The organism is Pseudomonas typographi, from assembly GCF_014694385.1.
Classification (GTDB): Bacteria; Pseudomonadota; Gammaproteobacteria; order Pseudomonadales; family Pseudomonadaceae; genus Aquipseudomonas; species Aquipseudomonas typographi.
Genome location: NZ_JAAOCA010000012.1, coordinates 103,905 through 121,485 on the forward strand (window position 1 = coordinate 103,905; position 17,581 = coordinate 121,485).

The following is a 17,581-nucleotide window of genomic DNA, read 5'->3' on the forward strand; positions in this document are numbered from 1 at the left end:
TTATTCGAACTCTCACGGGCACCGGCACGTCGTAACAAAATATGACTGCAGGCGCGCCCACTATGCACACCCCCTCTTCCGCCCGTTATCGCCCCTATACGCATGCCTCCGGTGGCTGGGGCTCGGCGCGCTCGGTGATGAATATCCTTTGGCGCGAACAGGCGCTGGCGCAGGGGCCCTTGGCACTGTACCGGCAAAACAAACCCGGCGGTTTTGCCTGTGTCAGTTGTGCCTGGGCCAAGCCCGGCCATACCCACCCCTTGGAGTTCTGCGAAAACGGCGCCAAGGCCACCGCGTGGGAATTGACCACCCATCGCGCCGATGCGGCGTTTTTTGCCCAGCACCGCCTCAGCGAGCTACGCAGTTGGCCTGACCAAGCGCTGGAGCAACAAGGGCGCCTGACCGAACCGCTGCGCTACGACGCCACCAGCGACCGTTACCTACCCGTAAGCTGGAACGAAGCCTACGCGGTCGTTGGCGCCAAGCTCAAGGCGCTGAAACCGGCCAGTACGGTGTTCTATGCCTCGGGGCGGGCCTCGCTGGAAGCCTCGTTCATGTACCAATTGTTCGCCCGGGCCTATGGCCACAATAACCTGCCCGACAGCTCCAACATGTGCCATGAAAGCACCTCGGTGGGGCTGCAGGAAAGCATCGGCGTGCCGGTGGGCACCGTAACGCTCGAAGATTTCGCCCAGGCCGATTGCCTATTTTTTTTCGGCCAAAACGTAGGCAGCAACAGCCCGCGGCTGCTTCACCCGGTGCAGGAAGCACGCCGGCGTGGCGTGCCGGTGATTACCTTCAACCCGTTGCGTGAGCGCGGCCTTGAGCGCTTCGTAAACCCCCAGTCGCCCCTTGAGATGGTCGGGCCGCAATCTACGGTGGTCAGCACCCAGTACCACCAAGTGGCTATCGGCGGCGACTTGGCGGCCATGGTCGGCATTGCCAAGGCATTGCTGGCGCTGGATGACCAAACCTCGGCCGGCGGCCAACCCAGCGTGCTGGACCAAGCCTTTATCGCCCAGCACACCCACGGCGTGGTTGAGTTCATCGCCGCCGTGCGGCGCTGGGAATGGGCCGAACTTGAACAGCGCGCCGGCCTATCACGGGCGGCCATGGAAGCGGCCGCGGCAGTGTATGCCCGCAGCGAACGGGTGATCTTCCTGTACGGCATGGGCCTGACCCAGCACCGCCACGGGGTGGAAACGGTGCAGATGCTGGTCAACCTGCTATTGCTGCGCGGCAACATCGGTAAACCCGGTGCAGGTATTTGCCCGGTGCGTGGCCACTCCAACGTACAGGGCCAACGCACGGTCGGGATTACCGAAGACCCGGCCAAGGTGCCGGGTGAGCGCATCGCCGAGTTGTTTAACATCAACGTACCCGAGCATAAGGGCTTGGCCACGGTGGATGCCTGCGCGGGGCTGCTCGACGGCAGTGTGAAGGCCTTCATCAGCCTGGGAGGCAACTTTTTGCGGGCGATCCCCGACACCTCGCGCATGGAGCCGGCCTGGGCCAACCTGGCGCTGAACGTGCAGGTGGCGACCAAGCTTAACCGGAGCCATTTGGTGACCTGTGCCGACAATTGGCTGCTGCCCTGCTTGGGCCATACCGAAACCGACCTACAAGAGGGTGTCGCCCAAGCGTACAGCACCGAAGACAGCACCGGCTGCATTCATGGTTGGAACAGCCAAGCGCGCCCCGCCAGCGAACAATTGCGCTCGGAGGTGGCGATTATCGCGGGGCTGGCCCAAGCGACGTTGGCGCCGAACCCCAAGCTCGATTGGGACGCCTGGCGGCGTGACGCACGGCTCATCCGCCAAGCCATCGCCGCCACCTACCCGGACACCTTCCACGACATGGAACAGCGCATGTGGCAACCCGGCGGTTTTCGCCGGCCGCTGCCGGCTGCCGAGCGGCGTTGGAACACCGAACCTGGCAAGGCGCTTTTTATCACGCCAAAGGCGCTGAGCGAGGACAACGACGTAAACCCCGGGCGGGAACGGCGGGATGTACTGCAGTTGATGACGATCCGCAGCAACGACCAGTTCAACACCACCATCTATGGCTACGATGACCGCTTTCGCGGCGTGAAAGGCACCCGCAAGGTGGTGTTGATGCACCGCAACGACATCGCCCGGCTGGGCTTGGAACCGCTCGGTTGGGTGACGCTGCGCACCGCAGTGGAAACCGAAGTGCGCCGAGAGGTCGGGCCGCTGCAGATCCTCGCTTATGACATCCCCGAGGGCTGCTGCGCCGGCTATTACCCGGAGTGCAACCCGTTGGTACCGCTGTGGCACCATGCCGAGCGCAGCAAAGTGCCGGCGGCCAAATCCGTACCCGTCACGTTCGAGCGCGCCACACCGGGCCCCGACGACGTGTCGATACAGTTGCCGGTGGCCGGGCAAGTGGCATAACGTTGCCGTTGGCGGCCGATTCGAGGCTGTGCCTTTGTGGCCGGGCGACGCGGCTACGATATTCACGGGGTTTGCGAACGGCTGAATCAGCCGCCCACCACCTTTTCGTCGAGGTCTACCGTGCAGGGCACCACGCACCACACCTCCAAGATAAAGTCAGCTTCCTGGTGGCTTACCGCCTTGTGCAGGCCCAGGCCCTCGTCCAGAAGCTGATGCACCTGGCGGCCGCGCTGCGGGGCGCCTTCGATGGGGTGCAGCCAATGGCAGGCCAATACCGAGCCGGTAGGCGCCAGGCTGAGCAGCATCTGCTCGATCACCTCACGCCAAGCCGGCTCACCCAGGTAGTAGCCCACCTCGCTGAGCACCACCAGGTCAAACATGCCCCCGGGCCAGTCGCCCGGCAAATGGCCTTCCAGCACTTCAGCGTTGGGGTAGTCCCCCAGGCGCTGCTTCGCCAGGGCCACGGCGCGTTCGTTGAAGTCCATCACCACCAACTCGTCGCAGCGCTCAGCCAGCGCCAGGCTCAACTCGCCGTTGGCACAGCCCGGCTCGAAGGCGCGCTCGTAACGTTGGCGTGGCAAGCTGGCCAAGGTCAGGTCGCGTTTGCGCTTTTCATACCAGCGTTGGCGAAACGCCCAGGGGTCGTCACTGCCTTGAAAGAGTCGGTCGAAATACTCGGCGGGGGTATTCATACAAACACCAATTCGAAAGGTTGCAGCAAACGCGCCAGGGTCTGTTCGTTGAGCACCGGCGCGGCGCGGGTGGAGGCATCGGGCAGCAGTTGGGTAACGTGTTCGGCGATCGCCTGCCGTTTACGCCCCTGGGCCTGCTCGCTGAGCATGAACTTGCGCGCCCGCGCCCACGGCAAGCGAGGGTCTTGCGGTTCGGCCCAATGCCAGGCCCACACCGGCGCCTCCAGCAGCACGGCGCCGCTGATCCGCGCCGCCTCGGCGGCCACCTTACCCAACGCTTCATGGTCGCAGTGGCCATCGTAGCGCCAAGTGCTGAGCAAACGATCGCCGCGGCCCAAGTGCCGGCACAGTTGCCCGAGCAGTTCGTCTTCGAAGGTTGCCACCTGGCCGTCGGGCAGGCCCAACGGGTGCCAGTCGAGCACGCGGGTGTCGAACCCTAACCGGGTCAGCGCGCGCGTGCTTTCCAAGTGCCGCTCGTGGCGCAGCCGGGCGGGCGGCCATACGCTCGAACCCGGGTGGCTACCGTCGCCGTCGGTGACCGACAGCAGCGTCACCTCGTCGTGCCGGCTGGCCATGGCGGCCAGCAACCCGCCACACGCCAGCACTTCGTCATCCGGGTGCGGGGCGGCGACCACCAGCCGCGTACCCGCCGGCACCAATTCATCCAAGCTAATGGGGGCTACGTGCTGCAGGTGCTCACTGGCTTGCCATTTTTCCAGTGGTGTGCCCGCCAGCCCAAAGGGGTCGCCCGTATCTGGCGCAGTCATAGCGACCACTCTGGCGAGGGCTGCTCACACAACAGTTGGCCCAACCCTGCCAAGTCGCGCTCGGCGTGGCTTTGCCGGATGAACACGGGCAGGTCGGCGAACAGCCGGGCAAAGCGCGCCTGGCGGCAGAAAGGCGTCGCGCCCAGGGCACGGCCCACATGGTTCAGTACCCCTTCGACACTGTGCTCGACGATCGCCCGCAGCCGCTGCACGGGCAAACGGGCATCCGCGACCGGGTGCGCGTCTAGCCACTGCGCACAGGCCTGCAATGCCGCCCTTGCAGCTCCCAGGTGAGCGTCCACCGCGCCGAGGTGGGCATCGGCATGAGGGTCGTCACGGCGCTGCACGCAGTGCCCGCGCAGGTATTCACCCGCGGTCACCGCGGCGCCGTACCAACACGCCGCGACGCCGGCACCGCCATGCCAGAAACCGGGGCGCGCAAGGTACTGCCCCGGGTCGCCAACCAACTGGCCATGGGCGCCGTCGAACAGCACCTCGACACTGGCGGTGGGGGCCATGCCCACCGCTTGCCAGCCCTGGCCAGTCACTTGCACGCCCGGCTGCGCCAGCACCACGGCCACCAATTGCGGGCGCTGCTGCTCATCCCAGGCGGTAATCAACGCTTGGTCAACCTGCCGGGCGCCAGAGCACCAGGCTTTGCGCCCCTGCAATTGCACACGTTCGCCGGCCCGGGCGCGGCCAGTGATGGTCACCCGGGCTTGGGGCGGCTCGGCCGCCCACACCGCCCACAGCCCATCGCCCGCGAGCGCTGCCGCACCCAGTTCGCTAAGGATCGCCAAGGCATCGGTATGGCCTTCGAAAAGTTTGACCAAGGCCAAGTCGAAGCCGGCCATCTCGGCCAAGGTACGCCAGCGCTGCAAGGTGGCGCCGCCACCCGGCAGCGGCAACTGGTCCAGGCGCTCGCGCTGGGATTGACGAAGTACTTGCCCAAGCTGGTCTAATGCCAACAGCGAATGAGTGCGCTCGGCAAAGGCTTGGAGCAGTTGCGCGTAATGTTCTGGGGCCGATGCCATAGTCGTCGCTCCGTGCATAAGGCATTGTTAAGGTTTGGAGGCCAAGGGGTGGTAACAGGTTCAATACAGTGAGGGCTGGGGGCTTTCACGTTTTTTTCACACTCCCATGACTTCCATCTCACACGAAAGCGGCGACCCTTCGCGCCGTTTTCGCCCCTCTTCAGTGATCGACGGCGGTATGGATTTCAAGTACACGCTCAGCAAGCGGATTGTCATTGCCTTCGCCGCGATGAGCGCCTTTGTGGCCGGCACCTTTGCCATCGGCATCGTAGTCAGCGAAAAGGTCGTCGAAGGGCGCCTGACCGAACTCGGCTTGTCGGGTAACCTGCGCCGGTTGCTGTTACTCGATAACCGCGACGCCTGGGTGCACCGCCCGGAAAAAGACGAGCTGTTCTACGTACAGGGTGGGCCGCAAGACCTCGCCTTGCCGGCCAACCTGCAAGCGCTGCCGCGCGGCTTTCATGAAATCGGCGAAGGCGATAACGGCTACTACGCGGCGGTCGAGGTGGTCGACGGGCGTAAATACGTGCTGCTGCGCAACCAGCAAAGCCTGATGCAGCGCCAACGCATTCTCTACTCGGTCGCGGTGGCCGGTTTCAGCTTGAGCGTGGCGCTGGCCGTGTTACTCGGCTGGCTGATCGGCCGCCGGGTCATCGCACCGGTCAGCAACCTCGCGGCCCAGGTTCGCCGCGCCAGTGCCTTGCCCGTAGAGCAGGCGCCTGCGGCGAGCGGTTCGTGGGCCAACGATGAGGTGGGTGAGTTGGCCGCCTCATACAACCAAACCCAAGGTCGCCTGGCCGCCGCGCTGCGCCGCGAACAACAGTTCACCAGCGACGTCAGCCATGAACTGCAATTGCCGATCCACACGCTTGAGGCGGCCTGCCAGGAACTGCTCCAGGCCCATCACACGGACCCTCGCATCCAGCGCCAGATAAGCCGCATGGCACGTGCCACCGAACAAATGGAGCTGCTGGTCAGTACCTTTTTGCTACTGGCGCGGGACTATGAAGCGCCAGCGCTGCGCAGGGCCGCGATCACCCTCAAGGCCGCCAGCGATGAGGCGGTCGACACCTGGGCCACGGCCATTCGCGAAAAGGGCCTGGCCTTCGAGTACCAGTACGTGGGCCACGGCGGCGAAGCCTGCTACAACTCCACCCTGCTGCTGTCGGTGATGGGTAATTTGTTGCGCAACGCCTGGCATTACACCGATGAGGGGTTCATCCGCCTGACCGTGGGCGATACCGGTTTCATGGTCGAAGACAGCGGCATCGGCATCCCGGAAGAAAAACGCCATGCCATGTTCCAACCCTTTGTGCGCGGCGATGAAAAACGCGGCGAGGGGCTGGGCCTCGGCTTATCGCTGGTCCAGCGGATCTGCCTCGACCAAGGCTGGCGGGTGGAACTGACCGGGCGTGAACCGCAGGGGTGCTGCTTTACCGTGGCGCTGGTCGCTGAACCGCCAGCGTTGCCAATTGCTGCTCGAACCATGCCTGCATAAAGCGCCGGGTTCCCATGCCGTCGCCACATGCGCAGGCCAAATGGCGGTCGGCGCTGCGCAAGTGGGCCCGCAAGCGCTGGTGTACCGTGTCGGCGCCGAGCAGGGCCACCAGCGTGGTCTTACCAGCATCTTGGTGACAATCCTTACCGGTATGGGTGTGGCCATCGGCAAGGTCGTCCAGCAGTTGGAAGGCCTGGCCCAGCTCAAGGGCAAAATGTGCCAACGACTCGCGCACCGCGGGTACCGCGCCCGCCGCGACCGCGGCCATTTGCACGGTGGCGCTGAACAGCACACCGGTTTTCAACGCGTTGGTCTGCACGATCGCCTCGGCACTGCGTGCCCTAGCGCCCTCGCGAAGGTCCTGGTATTGGCCGGCGACCAAGCCCTGGGTGCCCACCGCGGTAGCCATCTGCCCAACCAACTCGGCCGCGCAGGCCGGCGCGTGCGCGCTCGCTGCCGCGATGACACCGAAGGCGCGGCTGAGCAACGCCACGGCAGCGAGGATCGCGACATCTTCACCGAATTGGCAGTGTACGGTCGGCCGCCCCCGGCGCATCCGGGCATTGTCCATGCAAGGCATGTCGTCGAGCACCAGCGACGCGGCGTGGACCATTTCAACCGCGCACGCCAGGTCAACTATGCTGGCAAGCTCGCAGCCCAAATCCCGCGCAGTGAGCAGCAGCAGCAATGGGCGCAGGCGCTTGCCTGGCGCCAGCACGCCTTCGCGCACGGCAATGCCCACCAGGTCTTGCTCCGCAGCGGGGGGTAGTAGTTCCTCCAGGCGGCGCTCCACCGCGTCGCGCAGCGCCAGCAGTTCATCGGCTTGCTCCAAGGCTTGGTGGGCGGTGGCTGTCATCGATCCATTCTCTGCGGTGTTTTAACCGTTGCCAGTCGTTTGCATGGAACGCCTGCGTTCAAGCGGTGCCATACCCATGGTTAAGTTGTACCAAACTTTGAATATGGACCAAAGTTGTACAACTGCTCACAGCAATGACAGCTCGATTCATTGGATTACTCCCGGGAGCTTCCACGATGGAAACCGACCTGGTTCACCGCAAGAACGATCATCTGGATATCATTCTCAATGCCCAGCGTGACCCGGTAACCCAGGCCAATGGCTTCGATCGCTTTCGTTTCGAACATTGCGCGCTGCCGGAACTCGACCTGGATGCCATAGACGTAAGTACTCGCGTGCTTGGCCGTACCCTACGCGCGCCGTGGTTGATCAGCTCGATGACCGGCGGCGCCAGCCGGGCGCGCACGATCAACCTGCACCTGGCCGAGGCGGCCCAAGCCTTGGGCATCGCCATGGCAGTAGGCTCGCAACGGGTGGCGCTGGAAGGCGCCACCGATTGGGGGCTCACCCGCCAATTGCGCCATGTGGCGCCAGATATCCTGCTGATGGCCAACCTGGGCGCCGCCCAACTACGCGGGGCCCAGGGCATCGACTATGCGCGCAGGGCGGTGGACATGATCGGTGCCGATGCCCTGGTGGTGCATTTGAACCCGCTGCAAGAGGCCCTGCAACCGGAAGGCGACCGTGACTGGCGCGGCGTGCTCGCGGCCATCGAGCAGGTGGCGCGCACGTGCGAAGTGCCGCTGGTGGTCAAGGAGGTCGGCGCAGGGTTGTCGGCTCGGGTGGCGCGGCAGCTGGCCGATGTGGGCGTGAGCATGCTCGATGTGGCGGGCACCGGCGGCACCAGTTGGGCTGCCGTGGAGGGCGAACGGGCCCGGCGCAAAGCGCAGCGCGAGGTCGCCATGGCCTTCGCCGCGTGGGGCATCCCCACGGCCCAAGCATTGCACGCGGTGCACCGGGCACTGCCGCAAATGCCGCTGATCGCCTCGGGCGGTATCCGCCACGGCATCGATGCGGCCATGGCGCTGCGCCTGGGCGCCAGCCTGGTCGGCCAGGCGGCGGCCGTGCTGGCTGCCGCGTGCGATTCCAGCGATGCGGTAATCGAGCATTTCCAAAGCCACATCCAACAATTACGGGTGGTGTGCTTTTGCACCGGCAGCGCCAACCTGGCCGCGCTCAAACAGGCCCCGCTGATGCTGACCGAGGCGCGCCCATGAGCCACTTCGCCGTGGTCGCGCCGCCGCTGTACAGCCATTTCCGCGCCTTGCAAGCGCTGGCCCAGGCCTTGATCTGCCGTGGCCACCGCGTGACCTTCGTGCACCAATACGAAGCCGCCGGGCTGCTTAGCGACCCCGGCATTGGCTTCGAGCCAGTAGGGCTGGCCAGCCACCCGGCCGGCAGCCTGGCGCGCGCCTTGCGCCACGCCGCAAACCCGTCGGGGCTGGCTATCCGGCGGGTGATCGCTGACCTGTGCGCCACCACCGACATGCTCTGCCTGGCATTGCCCGCCGTGCTGCAACGGCTGCAGGTCGACGGGGTGATTGCCGACCAGATGGAAGCGGCCGGTGGCCTGGTCGCCGAAGGGCTCGGCCTGCCGTTTGTGTCGGTGGCCTGCGCCTTGCCGGTGAACCGCGAAGAAGGTGTGCCCCTGGCGGTGATGCCCTTTGCCTATGCCACCGACGAGCGCGCCCGGCAGTTGTACCGCGGCAGCGAGCGGGTGTACGACTGGCTGATGCGCGACCACGGCCAGGTCATCGCCCGCCACGCTTACGCGTTTGGGCTGCGGCCTCGGCGGGGCTTACATGAATGCCTCTCGACCTTGGCACAAATCAGCCAAACGCCGCCTGGCCTGGACTTTCCCCGCCAACAGTTGCCGGATTGCTTCCATGCGGTGGGCCCCTTGCGCCCTGCCCTGACGCGGCCCGGCAGCGACCCGGTGTGGCCGCTGGAGCCGGCGCGGCCCTTCGTGTTCGCCTCGCTGGGCACGCTGCAAGGCCAACGCTATGGGCTGCTACGTAGTATCGTGCGTGCCTGCCGGCGGGTGGGCGCACAGGTGTTGGTGGCCCATTGCGGCGGCTTGGATGCGGCGCAAGCGCAAGCCCTGGGTGAACACGGCGCCACCTGGGTAACCGCTTTTGCCGACCAACGCCAGGTGCTACGCCAGGCCCATGTGCTGGTCAGCCATGGCGGGCTCAACACTGTGGTTGACGCCATCGCCGGCGGTACCCCCATCCTGGCGCTGCCGATTGCCTTTGACCAGCCTGGGGTGGCGGCACGGGTGGCCTACAGCGGCATTGGCCGGCGCGCGTCGCGGTTCTGCCGCAGCGGTGCGCTGGCCGAGCACCTGCAGGCATTGCTCGAGGGCGAGCATTACCGCCAGGCGCTTCAGCGGCTAAGCGGCCAGGTGCAACAACTACCCGGCACCGACGGTGCCGCCAGGGTCGTCGAGCAAGCCCTGTGCAGCAAGCGCCCGGTATATGCGGAGCGTGCCGCATGAGCCGCGGCTGGGACTTGATATTGGTGGGTGCGGGCTTAGCCAATGGCTTGATCGCCTGGCGTATGCGGCAACTCCAGCCACAGCGGCGGGTGTTGCTGATCGAACAAGGCGCGCGGCCTGGCGGCAACCACACCTGGTCATTCCATGAAGCCGACCTGCAACCGGCGCAGCGGCAATGGCTGGGACCTATGGTCGAGCATTGCTGGCCAGGCTACACCGTGCGCTTCCCCGGGCTGCAGCGGCATTTACGCGGCGGCTATTGCAGCATCGGTTCGGCGCACTTCGGCCAGGTGCTGGAAGCCACGCCGGGCTTGCAGTGGCTGCCCCATAGCGTTGTCACCCGCATCAGCCCCGACACCGTGCAACTGGCCGACGGGCAAACACTGGCGGCCGCGGCGGTGATCGATGGCCGCGGCGCCCTGCCCAGCCCCCACTTGCAATTGGCCTACCAGGCGTTCGTCGGCCAGGAGTGGCAACTGCCGCGGCCACATGGCTTGCGCTGGCCCTTGCTGATGGACGCGCGAGTCGACCAAGGTGAGGGCTATCGTTTTGTCTATACCTTGCCGCTGTCGGCCGACCGCTTATTGATTGAAGACACCCACTACGTCGATACGCCCTGGCTCGACCCGCAGCGGCTGCGCGAGAACATCGGGGCGTATGCCAATGACCAAGGCTGGCAGGGTGGCCTGCTGCTACGCGAGGAGCACGGCTGCTTGCCGCTCACCTTGAGCGGGCAGTTCGACGCCTTTTGGGCCAGCGCACAGGGTGTGCCGCACAGCGGACTGCGTGCCGGGTTGTTCCACTCTACCACCGGCTACTCGCTGCCTTGCGCGGTACGCCTGGCCGATGAGATCGCCCGGCAAACCGACCTCGGCCACGAGCACCTGTTCGCCCTGGTGCAAGGCATCGCGCGGCGGCATTGGCGCCAGCAGCGGTTCTTTCGGTTGCTCAACCGCATGCTGTTTTTGGCTGGCCAGCCCCATGACCGCTGGCAAGTGATGCAGCGTTTTTATGGCCTGCCCGAAGGCTTGATCCAACGCTTTTATGCCGGCCAGCCCAGTATGGCCGACAAGGCGCGGCTGCTCATGGGCAAACCGCCAGTGCCCATGGGCCAGGCCCTGCGTGCAGCGCTTAAAGGGTCCCCACAGTTCAAGGCCCAGATATGAAGCGAACGTTGGTCATCGGCGCAGGTTTCGGTGGGTTGGCCCTGGCCATCCGCTTGCAGGCGGCGGGCATTCCCACCGTATTGCTCGAAGCGCGCGACAAGCCGGGTGGGCGCGCCTACGTGTACCAAGACCAAGGCTTCACTTTCGATGCGGGCCCCACGGTGATAACCGACCCCAGCGCCCTTGAGGAATTGTTCCAGGTGGCTGGGCGGCCAATGAGCGACTACGTAACGTTGCTGCCGGTACGGCCCTTCTATCGGCTGTGTTGGGAAGATGGCCGCCAGTTGGACTACGACAACGACCAAGCGAACCTCGAGCGCCAGATCCATGCCTTCAACCCACGCGACGTCGAAGGCTACCGGCGGTTTCTGGCCTATTCGCAGCGGGTGTTCGAAGAAGGCTACCTCAAGCTTGGCAGCGTACCGTTCCTGTCGTTTCGTGACATGCTTCGCGCCGGCCCGCAACTGGCACGGTTGAAGGCCTGGCGCAGCGTGTATGCCACGGTGGCGGGGTTTATCGAAGAAGACCATTTGCGCCAAGCATTTTCGTTTCACTCACTGTTGGTGGGTGGCAACCCCTTCGCCACCTCATCGATCTACACGCTGATCCACGCGCTGGAACGGGCTTGGGGGGTGTGGTTCCCGCGTGGGGGCACCGGTGCGCTGGTCCAGGCTTTGGTGCGCTTGTTCACCGACTTGGGCGGGCAACTGCAGCTCAACGCCAAGGTCGAGCGGCTGGAACTCGACGAGGGCCGCGTGTGCACCGCGCACGTGGTCGGTGGGCAGCGCATCGATGTAGAGGCGGTGGCATCCAATGCCGATGTGGTGCACACCTATGCCACCTTGCTTGGGCACCACCGCCGCGGTGCGGCGCAGGCTGCCGCGCTCAAGCGCAAGCGTTCGAGCAACTCGCTGTTCGTGTTGTACTTCGGCCTTAACCAGCGGCACGAGCAATTGGCCCACCATACGGTGTGTTTCGGCCCGCGCTATCGTGGGCTGGTCCACGACATTTTCCACCGCGACCGGTTGCCGGAGGACTTTTCGTTGTACCTGCATGCGCCCTGCGTAACCGACCCGTCGCTGGCACCGCCGGGGTGTGGGGCCCATTATGTGCTTGCGCCGGTACCGCACCTGGGCAACGCGCCGCTGGATTGGGCCGAACAGGGCCCGCGCCTGCGCGAGCGTATCTTCGATTACTTGGAGCAACGCTACATGCCCGGGCTGCGCCAACAGTTGGTGACCCAGCGGATGTTCACCCCGTTCGACTTTCGCGACCAGCTCGGCGCCCACCTTGGCTCTGCCTTTTCACTGGAGCCGATTCTCACCCAGAGCGCCTGGTTCCGCCCGCACAACCGCGACCGTGACATCCCCAACCTGTACCTGGTGGGCGCCGGCACCCACCCGGGCGCCGGCGTGCCTGGGGTGATCGGCTCCGCCAAGGCCACTGCGGGCTTGATGCTGGAGGCACTGCTGCGATGAACCCTGCTTTGCTCGAACACGCCACCCATACCATGGCCGTGGGCTCGAAGAGCTTTGCCAGCGCCGCGAAACTGTTCGCCCCGGCAACCCGCCGCAGTGCGCTATTGCTCTATGCGTGGTGCCGGCACTGTGACGACGTGGTGGATGGCCAGGTGCTGGGCGTGGCCGCTGCCAGTACCGATGCGCGCACCCCGCAGCAGCGCTTGGCATACCTGGAACGGCAAACACGCTTGGCCTATACCGGGGCGCCGATGGCCGAGCCTGCCTTCGCCGCCTTGCAGGCAGTGGCGAAGGCCCACCAGATTCCCCTGCAGTTGGCATTGGACCACTTGGAAGGCTTCGCCATGGATGTGCGCGGCGAGCACTACCCGCGTTTGCACGACACCCTGCGCTACTGTTACCACGTTGCCGGCGTGGTGGGGCTGATGATGGCGCAAGTGATGGGGGTTCGCGAACAGGCCGTGCTTGACCGTGCCTGTGACCTGGGGCTGGCGTTCCAGCTCACTAACATGGCCCGGGACATCGTCGAAGATGCCGAGGCCGGGCGTTGCTACCTGCCACGCTGCTGGCTGGCCGAGGCAGGGATCGACCCAACGCGCCTGGCCGACCCTACCCAGCGGGCGGCGCTGGCCCAGGTGGCAGCACGCCTGGTGAGCGAGGCCGAACCCTACTACGCCTCGGCACTCGCTGGCCTGCCGGCGTTGCCGCTGCGCTCGGCATGGGCGATTGCCAGCGCCCGGGGCATTTACCGGAAGATCGGTATCAAGGTACGAAACGCCGGCGCCCAGGCGTGGGATGGGCGCCAGCGCACCAGCGGGCTTGAAAAGCTCGGCCTGCTGGTGCGGGGGGCTGGGGTGGTGGTGAGCGCCCGGTTTGCAACGGCGCCGCCGCGCCCGCCAGGGCTATGGCCGCGGCCGCGTTAAGCCGCCGAGTCGACGCTACCGATCAGCTTGCGCAGGTAGTCACGGGCGCAGCCCAGGTAAAACGCCGCCAAGACAGGCTCCAGCGGGGTGGGCTGATCGGCCAGCATGTGCAAGAACCCCCTGGCAAAGCTGACGGTATTGATTAACCCTTGCAGGTCGTAGGCCAGCCCTTGAACAGGCGTGTGTACGGCGGTGACGTTCGCCAATAACCGCTCGGTGCGGGCGGCGTAGCGCTTCATCTGGTTCAGCTCCCTCACCCGTTTGGGCACACCCATGGCTGCCGTGAGGGCGATCACCAGCGCGTCCAAGGGCCGCAGCCCTGGCACCTTGGTGCGCAGTCGGTTCAACTCATGCAGGCGGATTTGCAGCCCGGCGCGGTAGCTGTCCAGGGCAGCGGCACTGGCGCTGACAGCGTCCCGCTCGCCCACCAGTACACGGGTTACCTGCACGGCGCGTAGCTCATGGGCCGACCATTGGCTGCTGGCGGCCCGGAACCGTGCCATGCTATTACCGAGCTGCGCGGCATCGGCAGCACCGAGCCAGCCGAGCTCATGGTGCGCATCGCGTGATACCTGCTGGGCAAAACTGCCAGCCGATCAACCGGTACATCGTTTGGGTAAGGTACAGCTTCGCGTGGTCCCGGCAGCTTGCCTGAATGTCGCCTACCTGGCTGGCGACGGTGTGAGCGAACCACCCGCCGGCGGGCATCATCCGCTGCAACAAAAAGGCACGGGCCTGGGCCGTCATGCATGTGGTCGAGAGTGTATCGATGGCCGCCAAAAGCGGCTTGACGCTGATTAACTGCGGCATGGTCACCTCCTGTGTAGAGTGACCATCAACGTATCCGCCCGCCGTAGGAAGCCCGCGTTACTTATGTACAAGCGTTAGGCACCGCCCTTCTTTTTAAGGTCGGGGCCCTGCTGGCGGCGCAGTTGTTGGCGCAACCGTGCCAGCGGTGGGGCATACAGAAAGCCGAACGACACGCAGCCCACGCGCCCCTTAACCACGTGGTGCAGCCGATGCGCCTGGTATAGCCGCTTGAGATAACCCTGGCGCGGTACGTAGCGAAAGGGCCAACGCTGATGCACCAAGCCGTCATGAACCATGAAGTACAGTGCGCCATAAACTGCCATGCCGGTGCCCACCCACTGCAATGGCCAGGCGCCCGCATTGCCCCATGCAATTAACACGATCGCGACGCCGGCAAACACCACCGCGTAGAGGTCGTTTTTCTCAAACCAGCCAAGCCGCGGTTCATGGTGCGAACGATGCCAGGCCCAACCGGGGCCGTGCATCAGGTAACGGTGGGCGATGATCGCCACGCCTTCCATGGCGGCCACCGACAACACAACGACGGACAGGTTGAACAACGCGTGCATAGAACCCTCCCAGGCTTTGCTTGGGACGTGTCCGAGGCAAAGCCGGTTCCCTTGCGCTGCGATTATTCCAGCGCCCGGCGCAGGGCGGCAATATGGCCCACCACCACGCATGGCGCTCCCACCTGGCGGGCCGTATCGACGTCCTGGATGAGCCTGTCCAGCACGTCTGCCACGGTGTACAACTGGTTGAGTAACGACTGCAACGCCGCAGCAATGGCTGGCAATACATGATGCAGTGTCCGGTAATGCCGCAACGTTGCCCTGGCGAACTCAGCCCAGGTGCCAGAGACCGGCACGCCGACCCTGACCGGTAACCCGGTAAGCCGCGACCATCGCTCACGGGGCTGGGCCACCGCGGCGGAAAGGGCTTCGACCCTGGTGTGCAACCAGTTCAGCGTATCGGCCTTGGGCAGGCGATCACGGCCGGCCTGGACATCCTTGATCAGCAGTTCCAAGCCGTCGCGAAGCCACCTCCATTCACGCTCGCTGGGGTGGCGTTGGTGGGCGTCGTTCGGCTGCGGCAATTGCGTTTCAAACGCCTGTAACGTGTTTTCGACGGCAACGGGCCAGGTGCGCGCGCTGGGCCAGGGCTGGGGAACCCATGCGTCCCCCAGCGTGAACCCTTGGCCCGAATGGCTTAACGCTAAATAGGCGGTGTCCCATTGCCCGAGCAATTGATCACACGCCATGGCATTAGCTTTCATGTAACCCTAGGCTGCCAGCGCGGTTTCCATGGCTTGTTCGAGGGTCTGCCCACTGGGCGCAACGATCTTGGCCCCGCTCATTTGCGCGCGCAGGGTCTTGATGTCGTTCTCGATGGTGCTGATGCCGCCTCGAGCTTGAGCAATGATCGCCTCCCTGAGCACGTCCACATACTGTTTGCCGGCGGCCATGTCATTTTTAAGCTCCGCCAACGAACCTTGCAGCAGGGTCCAGCCATTGAGCATCGCCTGGGAGGCATCCACCGCGCTGCTGGCTTCATCAGCGATCGCAACCATCGAAGCGCTCATGTTCGACAACAACAAAATCCCGCTCTCGGTTTGGTGGATGTGGCCCAACACATTACTTTTGTGCCGCATCGCTTCTCGGTAGCCCGTGATGCCACCGGCGGTGGCATCGACACCTTTACCGATCATCGCCATGCCGCCACTGATTACCAACGGCGTCGCGGCACCCGCGGTGAGTAAACTGCCCAAGGCGATGACTATCGCACCGCTGACGATGGCGAAAATCCCCAAAATCCTTTTACGGTGCATCGCCTGCAATTGCTTCTCGGCCTCTTCCAATTGCAACTGCAGCTCGGTCAATACCCCTTGCTGAGCCTCTTTGAGTACCGTGGCGTCGTAAGCGACCGAACGAAAGGCACGTTGGTCTTGAGAAAACGCATCACGCACCTGGGTCACTTCTACCACCACGTCTTTGGCGGCATCGATGTAACCGTCCAACTTATGCGCCAATAAGTCCAACACTTTGATGGCTTCGGTGTTGGCCATGGTGCTGCTCAGCACTTTGCCGAATTCAAGCTGCGACTTGAAATAGTGTTCCATGTCATCCAACGTGACGATGATCATGCGTTGGGTACGGTCAAGGTAGTTCGCCGCGTTAGCCTGCGCTTTTAGCAAGTGGGTGTTGGCGCGTTTACCGAGGGCGTCGATGTCTTTGTTGGTGGGGTAACGAGGAATGGGCGGCTGCTTTTGCACGCTCAGCGCATAACCCTGCATCACCATGGCGACGGAGCCTTGCTGGCCCAGTGAGGCCCGATAGTTTTCTAGCTCTCGGTTGACATAGGAATGATCCTTCATAGTCATGCCTCCTGGGTATGGACGATGCTTACGGGCACCTGGCGATTGACGAAACCGCTGCCGCTCAGTTCTTTACCAATAGCTTCGATTCGCTGCAGGCCGGTCACCAGCGCCGTGCGTTCTGCCAGCAGTTGCTGGAAGGATTTTTCCGACCAGCCCTCGGCCAGCTCACGCCAGAGGGTGTCCAGCGCGTTGGTTTTATCCAATGACCGGCCCAGCGAAGCGGCGAGATCCTTGATGCTTTGAAACAAAGCCAGCGTGACGGCAATGCTTGCCTTTTGCTCGAACAGCGATACGTAAAGCCCGGCCAGGCGCTTGAACACACGGTCGGACTCGGCCTTCAGGGCTTGGGCCTGGGCGCTCGCTTCGGCAAAGGCATTAACGTCTACTTCGATACGTTCGATCACCATACCCTCGTCGCCCTTGCCTGGGGGGCCAGCGACGGCCTTCACCGGCGGTAAAATCTTCACGGTATGCGTAACCCAGCCGCCAATCAGGCTGCCTTGGCTGCGTGCCAGTTCGATCAGTTGAAGGTTGATCTCGTGCAAGCGCTTACTGAGCGCCTCGATGTCGCGCTTGAGCGTGTCGACCTTGACGCTGCCACTGGCCACGGCGCCTTGCTCGCCATGCACCAGCGCATCAAGCTGCGGGAGCAAGGTATCGACTTGGTCTTTGATGAGGGCAACCGTTGAGCTTAATTCGGTGGCGTGAGCACTGGCCCGCGCTACGTTCGATTGCAACAGCGCTGCCAGCGCGGCGGTGTCGCCGAGCGAAGCACCGATATGACTGAGGCTGGTCAACAAGCCCTGGTTGGCCTTGACCGTAGTGATCAGCGCTGCGATGCCTTTATCCAGCACCTGCGTAGCCGAGGCCCAGGCACTTTTTTGCGTCGCCTCGAATGGCGCAATTTGCTGGGGCTCCAGCCAGTGATAGGCCGGCGCCTGGCGTTTAACCAGCAGGGCGCGGCTTTGGCAGGTGTACAACGCGTTAGCCGCGGCTTCGAGCGCCTGAATGTAGGCACTGATGAGTATGGGTTGGGACATTCGGTATCCTCCATGATGGATTCACCGATGAT

General features: G+C 64.3%; 17 protein-coding genes. 7 read left to right on the forward strand and 10 right to left on the reverse strand.

Annotated features, from left to right (window positions below; translation table 11 throughout):
- Window positions 1-62 precede the first annotated feature (62 nt).
- Window positions 63-2,414 (forward strand): FdhF/YdeP family oxidoreductase, encoded by a 2,352-nt coding sequence (locus tag HAQ05_RS11365; RefSeq protein ID WP_190420489.1) that lies wholly within the window; start codon window positions 63-65, stop codon window positions 2,412-2,414.
- An 86-nt stretch (window positions 2,415-2,500) separates the two neighbouring features.
- Here the strand turns inward: HAQ05_RS11365 and HAQ05_RS11370 are convergent, their stop codons facing one another.
- Genes HAQ05_RS11370 through HAQ05_RS11380 form a run of 3 tightly spaced genes read right to left on the reverse strand, consistent with a single transcriptional unit; the run spans window position 2,501 to window position 4,907 of the window.
- Window positions 2,501-3,106, reverse strand: coding sequence for a class I SAM-dependent methyltransferase (locus HAQ05_RS11370; RefSeq protein WP_190420491.1), 606 nt, complete (start codon window positions 3,104-3,106; stop codon window positions 2,501-2,503).
- A complete protein-coding gene (locus HAQ05_RS11375; protein WP_190420493.1) occupies window positions 3,103-3,873 on the reverse strand; it encodes a PIG-L deacetylase family protein in 771 nt (256 codons plus the stop codon). Before HAQ05_RS11375 ends, HAQ05_RS11370 begins: the two co-directional genes overlap by 4 nt.
- The gene (locus HAQ05_RS11380; protein WP_190420495.1) at window positions 3,870-4,907 is read right to left on the reverse strand and encodes an acyl-CoA dehydrogenase family protein; all 1,038 of its coding nucleotides are present in this window, start codon (window positions 4,905-4,907) and stop codon (window positions 3,870-3,872) included. The genes HAQ05_RS11375 and HAQ05_RS11380 overlap by 4 nt, the downstream gene beginning before the upstream one ends.
- A 106-nt stretch (window positions 4,908-5,013) precedes the next feature.
- Here HAQ05_RS11380 and HAQ05_RS11385 point away from each other — a divergent pair, with 106 nt between their 5' ends.
- The gene (locus HAQ05_RS11385; protein WP_338050194.1) at window positions 5,014-6,405 is read left to right on the forward strand and encodes a sensor histidine kinase; all 1,392 of its coding nucleotides are present in this window, start codon (window positions 5,014-5,016) and stop codon (window positions 6,403-6,405) included.
- On the opposite strand, the gene HAQ05_RS11390 is transcribed toward HAQ05_RS11385, so the two are convergent.
- On the reverse strand, window positions 6,341-7,261 hold the full coding sequence (locus HAQ05_RS11390) for a polyprenyl synthetase family protein (RefSeq protein ID WP_190420497.1): 921 nt from the start codon (window positions 7,259-7,261) through the stop codon (window positions 6,341-6,343). The two genes, HAQ05_RS11385 and HAQ05_RS11390, sit on opposite strands and share 65 nt — an antisense overlap.
- A 176-nt stretch (window positions 7,262-7,437) precedes the next feature.
- Here HAQ05_RS11390 and fni point away from each other — a divergent pair, with 176 nt between their 5' ends.
- Genes fni through crtB form a run of 5 tightly spaced genes read left to right on the forward strand, consistent with a single transcriptional unit; the run spans window position 7,438 to window position 13,325 of the window.
- Window positions 7,438-8,478, forward strand: coding sequence for a type 2 isopentenyl-diphosphate Delta-isomerase (fni, locus tag HAQ05_RS11395; protein WP_190420499.1), 1,041 nt, complete (start codon window positions 7,438-7,440; stop codon window positions 8,476-8,478).
- Window positions 8,475-9,758 carry a glycosyltransferase gene (locus tag HAQ05_RS11400; protein WP_190420501.1) on the forward strand — a complete coding sequence of 428 codons (1,284 nt, stop codon included), beginning with the start codon at window positions 8,475-8,477 and terminating at the stop codon, window positions 9,756-9,758. Before fni ends, HAQ05_RS11400 begins: the two co-directional genes overlap by 4 nt.
- On the forward strand, window positions 9,755-10,924 hold the full coding sequence (crtY, locus tag HAQ05_RS11405; RefSeq protein WP_190420503.1) for a lycopene beta-cyclase CrtY: 1,170 nt from the start codon (window positions 9,755-9,757) through the stop codon (window positions 10,922-10,924). Before HAQ05_RS11400 ends, crtY begins: the two co-directional genes overlap by 4 nt.
- On the forward strand, window positions 10,921-12,402 hold the full coding sequence (locus HAQ05_RS11410) for a phytoene desaturase (protein WP_190420505.1): 1,482 nt from the start codon (window positions 10,921-10,923) through the stop codon (window positions 12,400-12,402). The genes crtY and HAQ05_RS11410 overlap by 4 nt, the downstream gene beginning before the upstream one ends.
- On the forward strand, window positions 12,399-13,325 hold the full coding sequence (gene crtB / locus HAQ05_RS11415) for a 15-cis-phytoene synthase CrtB (RefSeq protein ID WP_190420507.1): 927 nt from the start codon (window positions 12,399-12,401) through the stop codon (window positions 13,323-13,325). Before HAQ05_RS11410 ends, crtB begins: the two co-directional genes overlap by 4 nt.
- On the opposite strand, the gene HAQ05_RS11420 is transcribed toward crtB, so the two are convergent.
- From HAQ05_RS11420 to HAQ05_RS11445, 6 genes are all read right to left on the reverse strand, one after another.
- Complete coding sequence (locus tag HAQ05_RS11420) at window positions 13,322-13,828, reverse strand: hypothetical protein (protein WP_190420510.1); 507 nt, start codon at window positions 13,826-13,828, stop codon at window positions 13,322-13,324. The genes crtB and HAQ05_RS11420 overlap by 4 nt on opposite strands.
- Before the next feature lie 46 nt (window positions 13,829-13,874).
- Complete coding sequence (locus tag HAQ05_RS11425; protein WP_190420512.1) at window positions 13,875-14,135, reverse strand: hypothetical protein; 261 nt, start codon at window positions 14,133-14,135, stop codon at window positions 13,875-13,877.
- A gap of 74 nt (window positions 14,136-14,209) precedes the next feature.
- On the reverse strand, window positions 14,210-14,704 hold the full coding sequence (locus HAQ05_RS11430; RefSeq protein WP_190420519.1) for a sterol desaturase family protein: 495 nt from the start codon (window positions 14,702-14,704) through the stop codon (window positions 14,210-14,212).
- A gap of 62 nt (window positions 14,705-14,766) precedes the next feature.
- Entirely contained in the window at window positions 14,767-15,408 is a 642-nt protein-coding gene (locus HAQ05_RS11435) for a hypothetical protein (protein WP_190420521.1), read from the reverse strand.
- Window positions 15,409-15,414: 6 nt separating this feature from the next.
- Window positions 15,415-16,506 carry an HBL/NHE enterotoxin family protein gene (locus HAQ05_RS11440; protein WP_190420523.1) on the reverse strand — a complete coding sequence of 364 codons (1,092 nt, stop codon included), beginning with the start codon at window positions 16,504-16,506 and terminating at the stop codon, window positions 15,415-15,417.
- Window positions 16,507-16,508: 2 nt separating this feature from the next.
- Entirely contained in the window at window positions 16,509-17,549 is a 1,041-nt protein-coding gene (locus HAQ05_RS11445) for a hypothetical protein (RefSeq protein ID WP_190420525.1), read from the reverse strand.
- Window positions 17,550-17,581 lie beyond the last annotated feature (32 nt).

Bases quoted from the DNA above. Each gene is read 5' to 3' on its own strand.
- HAQ05_RS11365 (WP_190420489.1), top strand. From the start codon at position 63: ATGCACACCCCCTCTTCCGCCCGTTATCGCCCCTATACGCATGCCTCC.
- HAQ05_RS11370 (WP_190420491.1), bottom strand. From the start codon at position 3,106: ATGAATACCCCCGCCGAGTATTTCGACCGACTCTTTCAAGGCAGTGAC.
- HAQ05_RS11375 (WP_190420493.1), bottom strand. From the start codon at position 3,873: ATGACTGCGCCAGATACGGGCGACCCCTTTGGGCTGGCGGGCACACCA.
- HAQ05_RS11380 (WP_190420495.1), bottom strand. From the start codon at position 4,907: ATGGCATCGGCCCCAGAACATTACGCGCAACTGCTCCAAGCCTTTGCC.
- HAQ05_RS11385 (WP_338050194.1), top strand. From the start codon at position 5,014: ATGACTTCCATCTCACACGAAAGCGGCGACCCTTCGCGCCGTTTTCGC.
- HAQ05_RS11390 (WP_190420497.1), bottom strand. From the start codon at position 7,261: ATGACAGCCACCGCCCACCAAGCCTTGGAGCAAGCCGATGAACTGCTG.
- fni (WP_190420499.1), top strand. From the start codon at position 7,438: ATGGAAACCGACCTGGTTCACCGCAAGAACGATCATCTGGATATCATT.
- HAQ05_RS11400 (WP_190420501.1), top strand. From the start codon at position 8,475: ATGAGCCACTTCGCCGTGGTCGCGCCGCCGCTGTACAGCCATTTCCGC.
- crtY (WP_190420503.1), top strand. From the start codon at position 9,755: ATGAGCCGCGGCTGGGACTTGATATTGGTGGGTGCGGGCTTAGCCAAT.
- HAQ05_RS11410 (WP_190420505.1), top strand. From the start codon at position 10,921: ATGAAGCGAACGTTGGTCATCGGCGCAGGTTTCGGTGGGTTGGCCCTG.
- crtB (WP_190420507.1), top strand. From the start codon at position 12,399: ATGAACCCTGCTTTGCTCGAACACGCCACCCATACCATGGCCGTGGGC.
- HAQ05_RS11420 (WP_190420510.1), bottom strand. From the start codon at position 13,828: ATGGCACGGTTCCGGGCCGCCAGCAGCCAATGGTCGGCCCATGAGCTA.
- HAQ05_RS11425 (WP_190420512.1), bottom strand. From the start codon at position 14,135: ATGCCGCAGTTAATCAGCGTCAAGCCGCTTTTGGCGGCCATCGATACA.
- HAQ05_RS11430 (WP_190420519.1), bottom strand. From the start codon at position 14,704: ATGCACGCGTTGTTCAACCTGTCCGTCGTTGTGTTGTCGGTGGCCGCC.
- HAQ05_RS11435 (WP_190420521.1), bottom strand. From the start codon at position 15,408: ATGAAAGCTAATGCCATGGCGTGTGATCAATTGCTCGGGCAATGGGAC.
- HAQ05_RS11440 (WP_190420523.1), bottom strand. From the start codon at position 16,506: ATGAAGGATCATTCCTATGTCAACCGAGAGCTAGAAAACTATCGGGCC.
- HAQ05_RS11445 (WP_190420525.1), bottom strand. From the start codon at position 17,549: ATGTCCCAACCCATACTCATCAGTGCCTACATTCAGGCGCTCGAAGCC.